The 12,789-nt window shown below is 72.0% G+C and carries 14 protein-coding genes and 1 pseudogene; 5 read left to right on the top strand and 10 right to left on the bottom strand.

Features of this window, described 5'->3' with window-relative positions; genetic code table 11:
- Positions 1 to 41 precede the first annotated feature (41 nt).
- Positions 42 to 1,769: a DAK2 domain-containing protein gene (locus C4J65_RS24915; protein WP_115744390.1), complete on the bottom strand. Its 1,728-nt coding sequence runs from the start codon at positions 1,767 to 1,769 to the stop codon at positions 42 to 44.
- A gap of 266 nt (positions 1,770 to 2,035) precedes the next feature.
- On the opposite strand from C4J65_RS24915, the gene rpmB reads away from it, so the two are divergent.
- The gene (rpmB, locus tag C4J65_RS24910) at positions 2,036 to 2,221 is read left to right on the top strand and encodes a 50S ribosomal protein L28 (protein WP_003993230.1); all 186 of its coding nucleotides are present in this window, start codon (positions 2,036 to 2,038) and stop codon (positions 2,219 to 2,221) included.
- Between the two features lie 91 nt (positions 2,222 to 2,312).
- Positions 2,313 to 2,672, top strand: a pseudogene (locus C4J65_RS24905) (FAD-dependent oxidoreductase); the annotation flags it as partial.
- Here the strand turns inward: C4J65_RS24905 and thiD are convergent.
- Complete coding sequence (gene thiD / locus C4J65_RS24900) at positions 2,653 to 3,471, bottom strand: bifunctional hydroxymethylpyrimidine kinase/phosphomethylpyrimidine kinase (protein WP_115744389.1); 819 nt, start codon at positions 3,469 to 3,471, stop codon at positions 2,653 to 2,655. The pseudogene C4J65_RS24905 and the gene thiD sit on opposite strands and share 20 nt — an antisense overlap.
- A gap of 17 nt (positions 3,472 to 3,488) precedes the next feature.
- Complete coding sequence (locus tag C4J65_RS24895) at positions 3,489 to 4,457, bottom strand: thiamine-phosphate kinase (RefSeq protein ID WP_115744388.1); 969 nt, start codon at positions 4,455 to 4,457, stop codon at positions 3,489 to 3,491.
- Positions 4,458 to 4,702: 245 nt separating this feature from the next.
- Here C4J65_RS24895 and C4J65_RS24890 point away from each other — a divergent pair, with 245 nt between their 5' ends.
- Positions 4,703 to 4,936, top strand: a complete 234-nt coding sequence (locus tag C4J65_RS24890) for an Lrp/AsnC ligand binding domain-containing protein (RefSeq protein WP_003973433.1) — start codon at positions 4,703 to 4,705, stop codon at positions 4,934 to 4,936.
- Between the two features lie 178 nt (positions 4,937 to 5,114).
- Here the strand turns inward: C4J65_RS24890 and C4J65_RS24885 are convergent, their stop codons facing one another.
- From C4J65_RS24885 to C4J65_RS24875, 3 genes are all read right to left on the bottom strand, one after another.
- Complete coding sequence (locus C4J65_RS24885; protein WP_115744387.1) at positions 5,115 to 6,284, bottom strand: D-alanine--D-alanine ligase family protein; 1,170 nt, start codon at positions 6,282 to 6,284, stop codon at positions 5,115 to 5,117.
- A 91-nt stretch (positions 6,285 to 6,375) separates the two neighbouring features.
- The gene (locus C4J65_RS24880) at positions 6,376 to 7,386 is read right to left on the bottom strand and encodes an NAD(P)H-dependent glycerol-3-phosphate dehydrogenase (protein ID WP_115744386.1); all 1,011 of its coding nucleotides are present in this window, start codon (positions 7,384 to 7,386) and stop codon (positions 6,376 to 6,378) included.
- Positions 7,383 to 8,177, bottom strand: coding sequence for a lysophospholipid acyltransferase family protein (locus tag C4J65_RS24875; protein WP_115744385.1), 795 nt, complete (start codon positions 8,175 to 8,177; stop codon positions 7,383 to 7,385). Before C4J65_RS24875 ends, C4J65_RS24880 begins: the two co-directional genes overlap by 4 nt.
- A gap of 143 nt (positions 8,178 to 8,320) precedes the next feature.
- On the opposite strand from C4J65_RS24875, the gene cofC reads away from it, so the two are divergent.
- Both cofC and C4J65_RS24865 read left to right on the top strand, forming a co-directional pair.
- Positions 8,321 to 8,959, top strand: coding sequence for a 2-phospho-L-lactate guanylyltransferase (gene cofC / locus C4J65_RS24870; RefSeq protein WP_115744384.1), 639 nt, complete (start codon positions 8,321 to 8,323; stop codon positions 8,957 to 8,959).
- Between the two features lie 9 nt (positions 8,960 to 8,968).
- A complete protein-coding gene (locus tag C4J65_RS24865; RefSeq protein WP_115744383.1) occupies positions 8,969 to 9,178 on the top strand; it encodes a hypothetical protein in 210 nt (69 codons plus the stop codon).
- Between the two features lie 117 nt (positions 9,179 to 9,295).
- Here the strand turns inward: C4J65_RS24865 and C4J65_RS24860 are convergent, their stop codons facing one another.
- The 4 genes from C4J65_RS24860 to leuC all read right to left on the bottom strand — a co-directional run bounded on the left by C4J65_RS24860 (position 9,296) and on the right by leuC (position 12,636).
- Positions 9,296 to 9,952, bottom strand: a complete 657-nt coding sequence (locus tag C4J65_RS24860; protein ID WP_115744382.1) for an HU family DNA-binding protein — start codon at positions 9,950 to 9,952, stop codon at positions 9,296 to 9,298.
- A 137-nt stretch (positions 9,953 to 10,089) separates the two neighbouring features.
- Complete coding sequence (locus C4J65_RS24855) at positions 10,090 to 10,320, bottom strand: hypothetical protein (protein WP_109036119.1); 231 nt, start codon at positions 10,318 to 10,320, stop codon at positions 10,090 to 10,092.
- Positions 10,321 to 10,606: 286 nt separating this feature from the next.
- Complete coding sequence (leuD, locus tag C4J65_RS24850) at positions 10,607 to 11,200, bottom strand: 3-isopropylmalate dehydratase small subunit (RefSeq protein ID WP_115744381.1); 594 nt, start codon at positions 11,198 to 11,200, stop codon at positions 10,607 to 10,609.
- 5 nt (positions 11,201 to 11,205) lie between these two features.
- On the bottom strand, positions 11,206 to 12,636 hold the full coding sequence (leuC, locus tag C4J65_RS24845; protein ID WP_115744380.1) for a 3-isopropylmalate dehydratase large subunit: 1,431 nt from the start codon (positions 12,634 to 12,636) through the stop codon (positions 11,206 to 11,208).
- Between the last annotated feature and the right edge of the window lie 153 nt (positions 12,637 to 12,789).

Raw genomic sequence — 12,789 nt, 5'->3', positions numbered from 1 at the left:
CGGCTTGGGGGGAGCGCCGTACCGGCCGCGTACTCCTCCGCCTACTCCACGCCGACCAGCAGCAGGGCGCCCTGCCGGCCGCCCCGGTAGACCACCGTGTCGACGGCGAGGTAGGCCTCCCGGACGCGGGCCTCCAGCCGGTCGGCGACGGCCCGCGGCGCCTCGTCGCCGAGGACGAGGGTGACCAGCTCGCCGCCGGCCGACAGCATGCGGTCCAGGACGGTCGCGGCGACCTGGGAGACGTCCGCGCCGATCACGGCCACGTCGCCGTCGATGAGGCCGAGCACGTCACCGGCCTGGCAGATGCCGGCCGTGGTCCAGGACTGGCGTTCGGCGACGGTGACCTCGGCGTGGCGGGTGGCGCCGGCCGCCGAGGTCATCGCCACCACGTCCTCGTCGAAGCGCCGCTCGGGCTCGTGCACGGCGAGCGCGGCGATGCCCTGGACCGCGGAACGGGTCGGGATGAGGGCGACGCGGATGCCCTCGGTGCGGGCCTGCTCGGCCGCCGCGGCGGCGGTGTGGCGCAGTTCGGCGTCGTTGGGCAGCAGCACCACTTCGCGCGCGTGCGCCCGCCGGACGGCCTGGACCAGCTCGCCGCTCGCGGGCGGCTCCCCGGGGCGCGCGAGCAGGGTGGTCGCGCCTGCCTCCGCGTACAGCCCCGCCAGGCCCTCCCCCGGTACGACGGCCACCACGGCGCGCTGGGCCCGTTCCCGGGGCGGGCGCTCGGCCCCCGCGGTGTGTGCGTCGCCGTGCCCGAAGTGGGTGATGCGGATCCGGTACGGCCGGCCGGCCTCGACGCCGGCCTCCACGGCGGCGCCCGCGTCGTCGACGTGCACGTGGACGTTCCACAGGCCGTCGCCGCCGACCACGACGAGCGAGTCCCCGAGGGCGTCGAGCCGCCGCCGCAGCCGGGCCACGGCCGTGTCCTCGGCCTCCAGGAGGTAGATCACCTCGAAGGCGGGACCGTTCTCCTCGCCCTCCGTCTCCGTGGCGCACTCCCCGGCGGGGACGTGCGCGTTTGCGAGTCCCTCGCCGCCACGCTCCACGCGCGCGTGCGGCACGGCGACCGGGCGGGGCGCCCGGCCCGTGAAGGTCTCCACCAGGGCCGCGAGGACCGTCACCAGGCCGTGGCCGCCCGCGTCGACCACTCCGGCGCGCTCCAGGGCGGGCAGCTGGCCCGGAGTGGCGGCGAGTGCCGCGCGGGCACCCTCGTAGGCGGCACGGGCCACCTCGGCGCAGTCGCCCTCGGCCCCCTCGGCCGCGTCGGCGGCGGCCGAGGCGACGGTCAGGACGGTGCCCTCGACCGGGTGGGCCACGGCCTGCCGGGCGGACGCGGCGGCGTGCCGCAGGGCCCGTCGCAGACCGGAACCCTCGGCGCGGTCGGAGTCGCCCGGTGCGGCGAGCACCTGCGCCATGCCGCGCAGCAGCTGCGCGAGGATCGTGCCGGAGTTGCCCCGCGCGCCGATCAGCGCGCCGTGCGCCATGGCGCCGACGGCGTCGGCCAGTGAGGGCCGGTCGCCCACGTCCCGGGGTGCCTCGCTCCCGTCTTGGGCGTCCGCGTTCAGCTCGTGTGCCGCGAAGACGGCCTCCACGGCCGCGACGGCCGACTCGACGGTCAGGTAGAGGTTCGTGCCGGTGTCCCCGTCGGCGACGGGGTATACGTTGATCGCGTCGATCTCCTCGCGCGCCCGGCCCAGCGCGCGCAGCGACAGACCGCACCAGGTACGCACCGCCAGAGCGTCGAAGAACCTCTGCGGCACCTGCGCCACCTGTGCCTCCCTGAGCTGCGGACGTGGCAGGCAGCGTAGACCTTGACAGGCCTGTCCAGCGGAAGAGGGCCGGGGCGGGCCGCTGAGCTGCCGTGGTAGTTTCGTTGTACGGGAGCAGCCGTTGTATGCTGCTCCGGTTGCCCGATCCCGATCGGGCCATCCCCCTGGCACCGCCACTCAGATCCCGGCCCGTTCGCGAGTCCGAGAGCTTGATCCCGGCATGCCGGGATCAACCGTAAGTGCATCTGAAGTCTTTGGAGTGACCCGTGGCTGCCAACTGCGACGTCTGTGGCAAGGGGCCGGGCTTCGGCAACAACATCTCGCACTCGCACCGCCGTACGTCCCGTCGCTGGAACCCGAACATCCAGCGTGTGCGTACCGTGGTGGGCGGGACGCCGAAGCGCGTGAACGCTTGCACCTCGTGCATCAAGGCCGGCAAGGTCTCGCGCTGACGCGTCTCAGCTGAGCGCGCGGCCACTGCCTGGTCCGCTGTAGGGAGCCGGTCCACCTCGTGTGGGCCGGCTTTTTGCCGTGCGTGGGCGCCGCCTCGTCAAGGGACGCGTCGCCCTGCTCGGCGACGCCGGGTACGGCGCCACCCTGGGAGGCATGGGCACGGGGGTGGCGATTGTCGGCGCCCACGTCCTGGCCGGGGAACTCGCCCTGGCGGGTGGCGACCACCGCACCGCGTTCGCCGAGTACGAGACCCGGATCCGGGACTTCGCCAAGGGCTGCCAGAAGATCTCCGGCAACGCGGGCCCGTTCTTCGCCCCGCCCACCGGGCGCCGTATCCGCAGCCGCGACCGCATGTACCGGCTGCTCAGCCACCGCCTGATGGCCGGCTTCTTCAAGCGGCTCACGGAGAAGGCGGCCACGGGCATCGAGCTCAGGGAGTATCCGGCCTGAGCGCCCAGCCGTGGTCCACCGGTCCGATGCCGTCGCCCAGCGCGAAGCCCGCCGCGATCGCGCCGGTGACGTACTCCTTGGCCGCCCGCACCGCCTCCGGCACCGACTGCCCCTTCGCCAGCCCGCAGGCCACGGCGGAGGCGAGGGTGCAGCCGGTGCCGTGCGTGTGCCGGTTGTCGAGGCGGGGGGCGCGCAGCCAGTGCTCCTCGGAACCGTCGGTGAGCAGGTCGACGGCGTCGCCGGCCAGGTGGCCGCCCTTGATCAGCACCCAGCGCGGCCCGAACGCGAGGACGGCATCCGCGGCCCGGCGCAGATCCGTTTCGGACTCGACGCGTACGCCGGTGAGTTGCGCGACCTCGTCGAGGTTGGGCGTGGCGACGGTGGCGACCGGCAGGAGCCTGGTGCGGACCGACTCCAGGGCCGAGGCGGCGAGCAGCGCGTCCCCGTGCTTGGAGACGCCGACCGGGTCGACGACGGCGGGCGCGTCGGTGCCGGCCAGCAATTCGGCGACCGTCTCGACGAGTTCGGCGGAGGAGAGCATCCCGGTCTTGACCGCCTGCACGCCGATGTCGTCCACGACGCTGCGGTACTGGGCGCGCACCGCTTCCACGGGCAGTTCCCAGGCGCCCTGCACGCCGCGGGAGTTCTGCGCGGTGACCGCGGTCAGGACGCTCATGCCGTGGGTGCCGAGGGCGAGCATCGTCTTCAGGTCGGCCTGGATCCCGGCGCCGCCGCCGGAGTCGGAGCCCGCCACGGTGAGCACCAGGGGCGGGGTCACGGGTGGGTCCGGCGGGGTCACGGGTGGGTCCGGCGGGGTCACGACTCCACGTCCCCGCCGAAGTGGTCCCAGCCGCCCTTGCTGGTCCAGGGGGCACCGTCGACCGTCACCTGGGGCAGCGCCGAGGGATTGAGGACCTCGCCGATGACCTTCCAGCGGGCGGGCAGCTTCACGTCCGGCGGGAAGGTGGCCACGATCGCGTGGTCCTCGCCCCCGGTGAGCACCCACTGCATGGGGTCGACGCCGACGGCCTGCCCGATGTCGTTCATCTGGGACGGGATGTCGATCTGCCCGGAGCGCACGTCGATCCTGACCTTGCTGGCCTCGGCGATGTGCCCCAGGTCGGCGATCAGGCCGTCGCTCACGTCGCACATGGCGGTGGCGCCCAGGCCCGCGGCGGCCGGACCCGCGTGGTACGGAGGCTCGGGGCGGCGGTGTGCCTCGACGAAGGCACGCGGTGAGCGGAAGCCGCGGGAGAGGACGGCGAACCCGGCGGCGGACCAGCCCAGCCAGCCGGTCACCGCGACCAGGTCGCCGGGCTGGGCACCGGCCCGGGTGACGGGTTCCTGGTTGCGCAGGTCGCCGAGGGCGGTGATGGAGACGGTGATGGTGTCGCCGCGCACCACGTCGCCGCCGACCACGGAGGCGCCCGCGACCTGGCACTCGTCGCGCAGCCCGTCCATCAGCTCGGTCGCCCAGGTCACCGGCAGCTCGGCGGGCACGACCAGGCCGAGCAGCAGTGCGGTCGGTACGGCGCCCATGGCGGCGATGTCGGCCAGGTTCTGTGCCGCCGCCTTGCGGCCCACGTCGTACGCGGTGGACCAGTCACGGCGGAAGTGCCGTCCCTCGACGAGGATGTCGGTGCTGGCCACCACCCTGCGGTCGGGCGCGGCCACCACCGCGGCGTCGTCGCCGGGACCCACCCGGACCGCCGGGGTGGTGGTGAGACGGGAGGTGAGCTCCCTGATGAGCCCGAACTCCCCCAGCTCACCAACAGTGCCCTTCATCGCCTTGGCTCCCCTTCTGTCCCAGTCCCTGTCCGTGCCCGTGTCCGTGCCCGGTCGCGCGTCATCTCTGTCCTCGTTACGGTCGGAATGACCGTCGCCACGGTCGGCGTGATCGTCAACTCGCGTCCTTCCGGCACCCCGACGCGCGAGGTCCGCGGCCCGCGGGTCTCCCCGCGGAGAGCGGCTACGCGATACCGTGGCGTTCCTTTTCCCCACATGATCCTCGTGGCCGCTCTGGAGGTTCCGTGGTACAGGCGTACATCTTGATCCAGACGGAGGTCGGCAAGGCGTCGACCGTCGCCGAGACGATCAGCAAGCTCCCTGGTGTGATCCAGGCGGAGGACGTGACAGGACCTTACGACGTCATCGTCCGCGCCCAGTCGGACACCGTCGACGAACTGGGTCGCATGGTGGTCGCCAAGGTCCAGCAAGTGGACGGCATCACCCGCACTCTGACCTGTCCGGTCGTCCATCTCTAGCTCCTGCCCCCTCTCCGCCGCTCGGTCCCGTCCCGTTGATCGCCGCCGCGTGCTGTTCCTCAGCAGACGACGGCAAGTCGATGACGGTTCCCGGACCGGACAGGAAACCCGCTGATCATACTGCGAGAAGGCGACCCCCGAGGGAGTCGCCTTCTCTGTGGTCACGGCGCGAAAAGCGTCAGCGCAGTCCCGTGGGGCGCCGCAGCGCCGCCTGGACCAGCCGGTCCACCAGCTCCGGGTAGCTCACGCCGCTCGCCTGCCACATCTGCGGGTACATGGAGATCGGCGTGAATCCGGGCATGGTGTTGATCTCGTTGATGACGAACCCGTCGTCCTCGGTGAGGAAGAAGTCCGCCCGCACCAGCCCCTCGCAGGAGGCCGCGTCGAACGCCGCCACGGCCAGGCGCTGGACCTCGGCGGTCTCCTCGGCCGTCAGCGGGGCCGGCACGAGGCCGGGGGTGGAGTCGATGTACTTGGCCTCGAAGTCGTAGTACGCGTGCTCGGAGGGCGGCGGGATCTCGGCGGGGACGGAGGCGCGGGGGCCGTCCTCGAACTCCAGCACCCCGCACTCGATCTCCCGGCCGCGCAGCGCCGCCTCGATGAGGATCTTCGGGTCGTGGCGCCGGGCCTCCTCGATCGCCTCGTCGAGGCCGGAGAGGTCGTCGACCTTGGTGATGCCGATCGAGGAGCCCGCGCGGGCGGGCTTCACGAACAGCGGCCAGCCGTGCTCGCCGGCGAAGTCGACGATCTTCTTGCGGGCGCCGGAGCGGTCCTGCTCCCACTCGCGGGGCCGGATCACCGCGTACGGGCCGACCTTCAGCCCGTAGGAGGTGAAGACCGCCTTCATGTACTCCTTGTCCTGGCCGACGGCGGAGGCGAGGACGCCCGCGCCGACGTAGGGCACGCTGGACAGCTCCAGCAGGCCTTGGAGGGTGCCGTCCTCGCCGTAGGGGCCGTGCAGCACGGGGAAGACGACGTCGACCTCGCCCAGCGCCTTGGGCACCGAGCCCGGTTCGCTGTAGACGACCTCGCGGTTGGCGGGGTCGACGGGCAGCAGCACTCCGCCCTCGGTCGACTCGGCCAGTTCCTCGACGTCGGGCGTACGGCGTTCGGTGATCGCCATGCGTTCCGGTTCGTCGGCGGTGAGGGCCCAGCGGCCGTCCCTGGTGATGCCGATCGGCAGGACGTCGTAGCGCGTCCGGTCGATGGCCGCGAGGACGGCGCCGGCGGTGACCACGGAGATCCCGTGTTCGGAGCTGCGCCCGCCGAACACGACGGCCACACGCGGCTTGCGGGGCGGCCGCTGGGGGCTCTGCTCAGGGTTCTGGGGGAGGTTCTCGGTGCTCATATCGCGTTGAGAGTACCCGCCCGCAGTGCCTCGAGACAGCGTCGGCGAGGCCGCGTGGCGCCCGAGTCCCGCCGGGTTCCGGGGGCGTCGCTCAGCGTCGCTCGGGCTTCGCGCTGCGCGACATGAGCTCCTTCACCGCGACCACCGGGGACTTGCCCTCGTGCACGATGGCGACGACCGTCTCGGTGATCGGCATGTCGACGCCGTGCCTGCGGGCCAGGTCCAGCACCGACTCGCAGGACTTGACGCCCTCGGCGGTCTGCCTGGTGACCGCGATGGTCTCCTCCAGGGTCATGCCCTTGCCGAGGTTGGTGCCGAACGTGTGGTTGCGGGACAGCGGCGAGGAGCAGGTCGCCACCAGGTCGCCGAGCCCGGCCAGGCCGGAGAAGGTCAGCGGGTCGGCCCCGAGGGCGACTCCGAGGCGGGTGGTCTCGGCGAGGCCGCGGGTGATGAGGGAGCCCTTGGCGTTGTCGCCGAGGCCCATGCCGTCCGCGATGCCGACGGCGAGCCCGATCACGTTCTTCACGGCGCCGCCCAGTTCGCAGCCGACGACGTCGGTGTTGGTGTAGGGGCGGAAGTACGGCGTGTGGCAGGCCGCCTGGAGGCGCTGGGCGACGGACTCGTCGGGGCAGGCGACCACGGCGGCGGCCGGCATGCGGGCGGCGATCTCGCGGGCCAGGTTGGGTCCGGTGACCACGGCGATGCGCTCGGGTCCGACCTTGGCGACGTCCCCGATCACCTCGCTCATCCGCATCGCGGAGACGAGTTCGACGCCCTTCATGAGCGACACCAGGACGGTGCCGGGCGCCAGCAGGGGCGCCCAGTCGGCGAGGCCCGTGCGCAGCGTCTGGGAGGGGACGGCGAGGACGGTGAAGTCGGCGTCCCGCGCGGCCTCGGCGGCGTCGGTGGTGGCCCGCAGGTTCTCGGGGAGTTCCACGCCGGGCAGGTAGTCCGGGTTGGTGCGGGTGGAGTTGACGGCGTCGGCGAGTGCGGCGCGGCGCCCCCAGAGGGTGACCTCGCAGCCCGCGTCGGCGAGGACCGTGCCGAAGGCGGTGCCCCAGGATCCGGTGCCGAAGACGGCCGCCTTGACCGGCTTGCTCACGTGCTCTGCCCTTCTGCCTGCGGTCCGTGGGTGCGCGGGGGCGCCGACTGCGGCTTCGCCCGCTGGGTACGGCGCCGCTGCTCGATCCGCTCGCGGCGCGGGTCGTAGGGGGTTTCGGGCGCCTTCTCGCCGCGGATCTCCTCCAGCTGGCGGGTGACGGCGGCCATGATGACCTCGGTGGCCTCCTTCAGGAGCTCCGTGGTCATCTCCTTGTCGTAGAAGCGCGCCAGGTCGACCGGCGGCCCGGCCAGCACCTGGTGGGTCTTGCGCGGCAGGAGGCTGGGCTTCTTGGCGTAGGGCGGCAGCAGTTCGTTGCAGCCCCACTGGGCGACCGGGATCACCGGGCACTTGGTCTGCAGGGCGACGCGCGCGGCACCGGTCTTGGCGGTCATCGGCCAGCCGTCCGGGTCGCGGGTGAGGGTGCCCTCGGGGTAGAACGCGACGCACTCGCCGCGCTCCACGGCGTCGATCGCGGCGCGGAAGGCGCTCAGCGCGTCCGTGCTCTCGCGGTAGACGGGGATCTGTCCGGTCCCCCGCATCGCGGCGCCGACGAAGCCCTTCTTGAAAAGGCCGCTCTTCGCCAGGAATCGCGGGACGCGTCCGGTGTTGTACTGGTAGTGCGCGTACGCGAAGGGGTCGACGTGCGAATTGTGGTTCACGGCGGTGATAAATCCACCCTCGGCCGGAATGTTCTCCATTCCCCGCCAGTCCCGCTTGATCAGAACCACCAGCGGCGGTTTGCAGATCACCGCGGCCAAGCGGTACCAGAAGCCGATTCTGCGGCGGGGCACGCTGACACCTTTCCTCCAGGGCCTGGGGCCGGACAAGTGTCGCCCCGGGCCGCCCGTCTGTCGAGAACACCGTACGCCCCGAAGAGTGAACCGCCAGGTCTCGCAGGTGACAATGACGGCGACGAGAGAAGGACGGAACGCTCGTGCAGTGGACCTTGGTCGTACCCGTGAAGCCCCTTGCCCGGGCCAAGAGCAGGCTGTCGGACACCGCGGACGACGGGGTGCGGCCGGGGCTCGCGCTGGCGTTCGCACAGGACACCGTGGCAGCCGCGCTGGCCTGCCCGGCGGTCGCGGATGTGGCAGTCGTCACGGACGACGCACGGGCCGGACGGGAACTGGCGGCGCTCGGCGCGGGCATCGTCGCGGACGAGCCCGGCGGCGGCTTGAACGCCGCGCTGACGCACGGGGCGGCCGTGGTACGGGCGGCCCGGCCGGAAAGCCCGGTGGCCGCGCTCAACGCCGATCTTCCCGCGCTGCGGCCGGCCGAATTGGCGGCGGTACTGGCCGCGGCCGCGCAATTCCCGCGTGCTTTTCTCGCGGACGCGGCCCGAATCGGCACCACCTTGCTGGCCGTGGCGCCGGGCCGGGAATTGGCGCCCGCATTCGGTACGGATTCACGGGCCCGCCACCGGGCGTCCGGCGCGGTGGAACTACGTCTCGGCGCGGTGGATTCCGTACGGCAGGACGTCGACACCGGCGGTGATCTCCGCTCCGCGCTGGCGCTCGGGGTGGGTCCCCGTACGGCCGCGGTGGCGGCGCGGCTGCTGATCGCCGGGCAGTAGGCTGCCGGCATGCAGGCGACCGCGTACACGTACGACCCCGAAAGCCGCAGCGGGCAGGTGCTGCTCGACGACGGTACGCCCGTGCCCTTCGACGCGGCGGCGTTCGACGCGGGGGGCCTCAGGCTGCTGCGGCCCGGGCAGCGGGTGCGGATCGAGACCGAGGAGACGGGCCCGGGTGCGGAGCGCCGGATCACGCTGGTGACCCTGCAGACGTTCTGACCGGCCGGGCCCGCCCACCGGGTCCCGGACACGCCGCGGGCCGGACTCCGAGAGGGAGTCCGGCCCGGCGCGTGTGTGCCCTGTGCCCGTTCGCCCGCTGCCGCGGGTTTCCGCCTGCTACTTCTTGCGGGCGGTGGCCTTCTTGGCGGTGGTCTTGCGGGCCGTCGACTTCTTGGCCGGGGCCTTCTTGGCGGTCGCCTTCTTCGCGGGGGCCTTCTTGGCGGCGGTCTTCTTCGCCGCCGCCGTGGTGCTCTTGGCGGCGGACTTCTTGGCGGTGGTCTTCTTCGCCGTCGTCTTCGCCGCTCCGGTGGTCTTCTTCGCGGTCGTCTTCTTCGCCGCCGCGGAGGTCTTCCTGGCCGCGCCCGTGGTCTTCTTCGCGGCGCCCGTGGCCTTCTTGGCGGCGGCCTTCTTGCCGGCCGCCTTGGAGATGGTGGGCGGCGGGCCGGACAGGCTGCCCTTGGGGGCCTTCTTGACCGCGATGTCGTTCTTCGGAAGCTTCTTCGAGCCGCTCACCAGGTCCTTGAAGCCCTGGCCCGCGCGGAAGCGCGGCACGGAGGTCTTCTTGACCCGAACCCGCTCGCCCGTCTGCGGGTTGCGGGCGTAACGGGCCGGGCGGTCGACCTTCTCGAAGGAACCGAAGCCGGTGACCGAGACCCGGTCGCCCGCGACGACGGCACGGACGAGGGCGTCCAGGACCGCGTCGACAGCGTCGGCGGCCTGCTGCCGGCCGCCCAGCTTGTCGGCAATCGCTTCTACGAGCTGCGCCTTGTTCACGTCTTCCCCTTCGGAGACATCGCCAGAACGAATGTGTTCAAGCTTTTTCGCACGTTAGGCAGATATATACCGCAAATCAAACACGAAACGGGCTAATCACCCTTGTGCCGCAACGGACTCGGGCGGTCCCGGCCGGTTCAGCCTTCCTCTTCGGGGAATCGACCCGCGTCGAGGTCGGCGGTGAACCGATCCAGGCGCCTTGCCGCACCGGCGAGATCGTGTTTGGCCGCGGCCGTAATGACCAGCAGCTTCCGGGTCAGCGCCATCCGTACGCCCTCCGGGACTTGCAGTGCGCGCACTCTTGTGTGCGCTTCCTTGAGCCGGGACGCGACCGCCGTATAGAGCTCGAGTTGGCCGTCGTGTTCCATGCACAGATTGTGCCATCTGGGGCGAGTTGTCGCCTGCGCAGGGGGCAACTGCCGCCTCGAACGGCCTTCCTGGCACCTTCGGGAGCCGGTCCTCAGGACCTTGCGTACCCCGGCAACCACGCCTCTAACGTGGGGAGTTGTGCGTCACGTCCGTCACGGGCGGCCGCGGACGGATCCGAAAACGGCCGTACCCCCGATCGGGCCGATCGGGGGTACGGCGGGTGTGTTGGGTGGCCGAAACTCGACCTTGTGGAGCCCCGGGGAGGCTCGTGGCGGCTCCGGGTGTTCAGACCTGGACGGTCTGCGGCTTGAACGACGGGCGCTTCGCCTCGTACGCGGCGATGTCCGCCTCGTTCTGGAGGGTGATCGAGATGTCGTCCAGCCCGTTCAGCAGGCGCCAGCGGGAGTTCTCGTCCAGCTCGAAGGCGGCGGTGACGCCCTCGGCGCGGACCTCGCGGGCCTCCAGGTCCACGGTGATCTCCGCCTGCGGGTCCCGCTCCGCCACCTCCCACAGCGCGTCCACGGTCTGCTGGTCGAGGACCACCGTGAGCAGGCCGTTCTTCAGCGAGTTGCCGCGGAAGATGTCGGCGAAGCGGGAGGAGATCACGGTCTTGAAGCCGTAGTTCTGCAGGGCCCAGACGGCGTGCTCGCGGGAGGAACCGGTGCCGAAGTCGGGACCAGCGACCAGGACGGTGGCGCCCGCGCGCTCGGGCCGGTTGAGCACGAACTCCGGGTCCTTGCGCCAGGCCTCGAAGAGCCCGTCCTCGAACCCGTCCCGGGTCACCTTCTTGAGCCAGTGGGCGGGGATGATCTGGTCGGTGTCGACGTTGCTGCGGCGCAGCGGAACGGCCCGGCCGGTGTGCTTGGTGAACGCTTCCATGACTCTCAGACTCCAGCGGGCGTGGGGACGTCGGCGGCGGACAGGTCGGCCGGGGAGGCCAGGTGGCCCAGGACCGCCGTCGCGGCCGCGACCTGCGGCGACACCAGGTGGGTGCGGCCGCCCTTGCCCTGGCGCCCCTCGAAGTTGCGGTTGGAGGTGGACGCGGAGCGCTCGCCCGGGGCCAGCTGGTCCGGGTTCATGCCCAGGCACATCGAGCAGCCCGCGTGCCGCCATTCGGCGCCGGCCTCCTTGAAGACCACGTCCAGGCCCTCGGAGACGGCCTGGAGGCCGACCCGCGCGGAGCCGGGGACGACCAGCATGCGTACGCCGTCGGCGACTTTGCGGTCCCGGACGATCTCGGCGGCGGCGCGCAGGTCCTCGATGCGGCCGTTGGTGCAGGAGCCCACGAAGACGGTGTCCACCTTGATGGAGCGCAGCGGCTGCCCGGCCTCCAAGCCCATGTACTCCAGCGCCTTTTCGGCGGCGAAGCGCGCCGAGACGTCCTCGTAGGAAGCCGGGTCGGGGACGGCGGCGGAAAGCGGTGCGCCCTGGCCGGGGTTGGTGCCCCAGGTGACGAACGGCGCCAGCTCGGCGGCCTCGATGACGACCTCGGCGTCGAACTGGGCGTCGTCGTCCGTACGCAGCGTCTTCCAGTACGCGACCGCCGCGTCCCAGTCGGCGCCCTCGGGGGCGTGCGGGCGGCCCTGGAGGTAGGCGAAGGTGGTCTCGTCGGGGGCGATCATGCCCGCGCGGGCGCCGGCCTCGATCGACATGTTGCAGATGGTCATGCGGGCCTCCATCGAGAGCTTCTCGATGGCCTCGCCGCGGTACTCCAGGATGTACCCCTGGCCGCCGCCGGTGCCGATCTTCGCGATGATCGCCAGGATCAGGTCCTTGGCCGTGACGCCGTCGGGCAGTTCGCCGTCGACGGTGATCGCCATGGTCTTCGGGCGGGCCAGGGGCAGCGTCTGGGTGGCCAGTACGTGCTCGACCTGGGAGGTGCCGATGCCGAACGCCAGCGCGCCGAAGGCGCCGTGCGTCGAGGTGTGCGAGTCGCCGCAGACCACGGTGGTGCCGGGCTGGGTCAGGCCCAGCTGGGGGCCGACGACGTGCACGACGCCCTGTTCGACGTCGCCCAGCGGGTGCAGCCGGACGCCGAACTCCGCGCAGTTCTTGCGCAGGGTCTCCAGCTGGGCCCGGGACACCGGGTCCGCGATGGGCTTGTCGATGTCGAGCGTCGGGGTGTTGTGGTCCTCGGTGGCGATGGTCAGGTCGAGCCGCCGCACCGGGCGGCCGCTCTTGCGGAGGCCGTCGAAGGCCTGCGGGCTGGTCACCTCGTGCAGCAGGTGCAGATCGATGAAGAGGAGGTCGGGCTCGCCCTCGGCGCGCCGGACGACGTGGTCGTCCCAGACCTTCTCCGCGAGTGTCCTACCCATCGCTTTCCCTTCGGTCGGCGACGAAGCGCCGACCCAACTAGTGATCTTGGGGAAGCGGTGCCCGCACCCCTGTGTTTCCGGGCAACCGCCACCAGGCCCTCTCGTCACGGGCCGTTGTGACTTCGTGCCATCCAGAGTGGCGGGTTCCACGGA

It is taken from the genome of Streptomyces sp. CB09001 (genome assembly GCF_003369795.1).
Lineage (GTDB): Bacteria > Actinomycetota > Actinomycetes > Streptomycetales > Streptomycetaceae > Streptomyces.
The sequence above is the reverse complement of the archived record's forward strand: the minus strand, read 5'-3'. Positions and strand labels throughout refer to the sequence as shown.

Bases quoted from the DNA above. Each gene is read 5' to 3' on its own strand.
- leuC (WP_115744380.1), bottom strand. From the start codon at position 12,636: ATGGGTAGGACACTCGCGGAGAAGGTCTGGGACGACCACGTCGTCCGG.
- C4J65_RS24895 (WP_115744388.1), bottom strand. From the start codon at position 4,457: ATGAAGGGCACTGTTGGTGAGCTGGGGGAGTTCGGGCTCATCAGGGAG.
- C4J65_RS24855 (WP_109036119.1), bottom strand. From the start codon at position 10,320: ATGGAACACGACGGCCAACTCGAGCTCTATACGGCGGTCGCGTCCCGG.
- C4J65_RS24885 (WP_115744387.1), bottom strand. From the start codon at position 6,284: ATGAGCACCGAGAACCTCCCCCAGAACCCTGAGCAGAGCCCCCAGCGG.
- leuD (WP_115744381.1), bottom strand. From the start codon at position 11,200: ATGGAAGCGTTCACCAAGCACACCGGCCGGGCCGTTCCGCTGCGCCGC.
- C4J65_RS24865 (WP_115744383.1), top strand. From the start codon at position 8,969: ATGCAGGCGACCGCGTACACGTACGACCCCGAAAGCCGCAGCGGGCAG.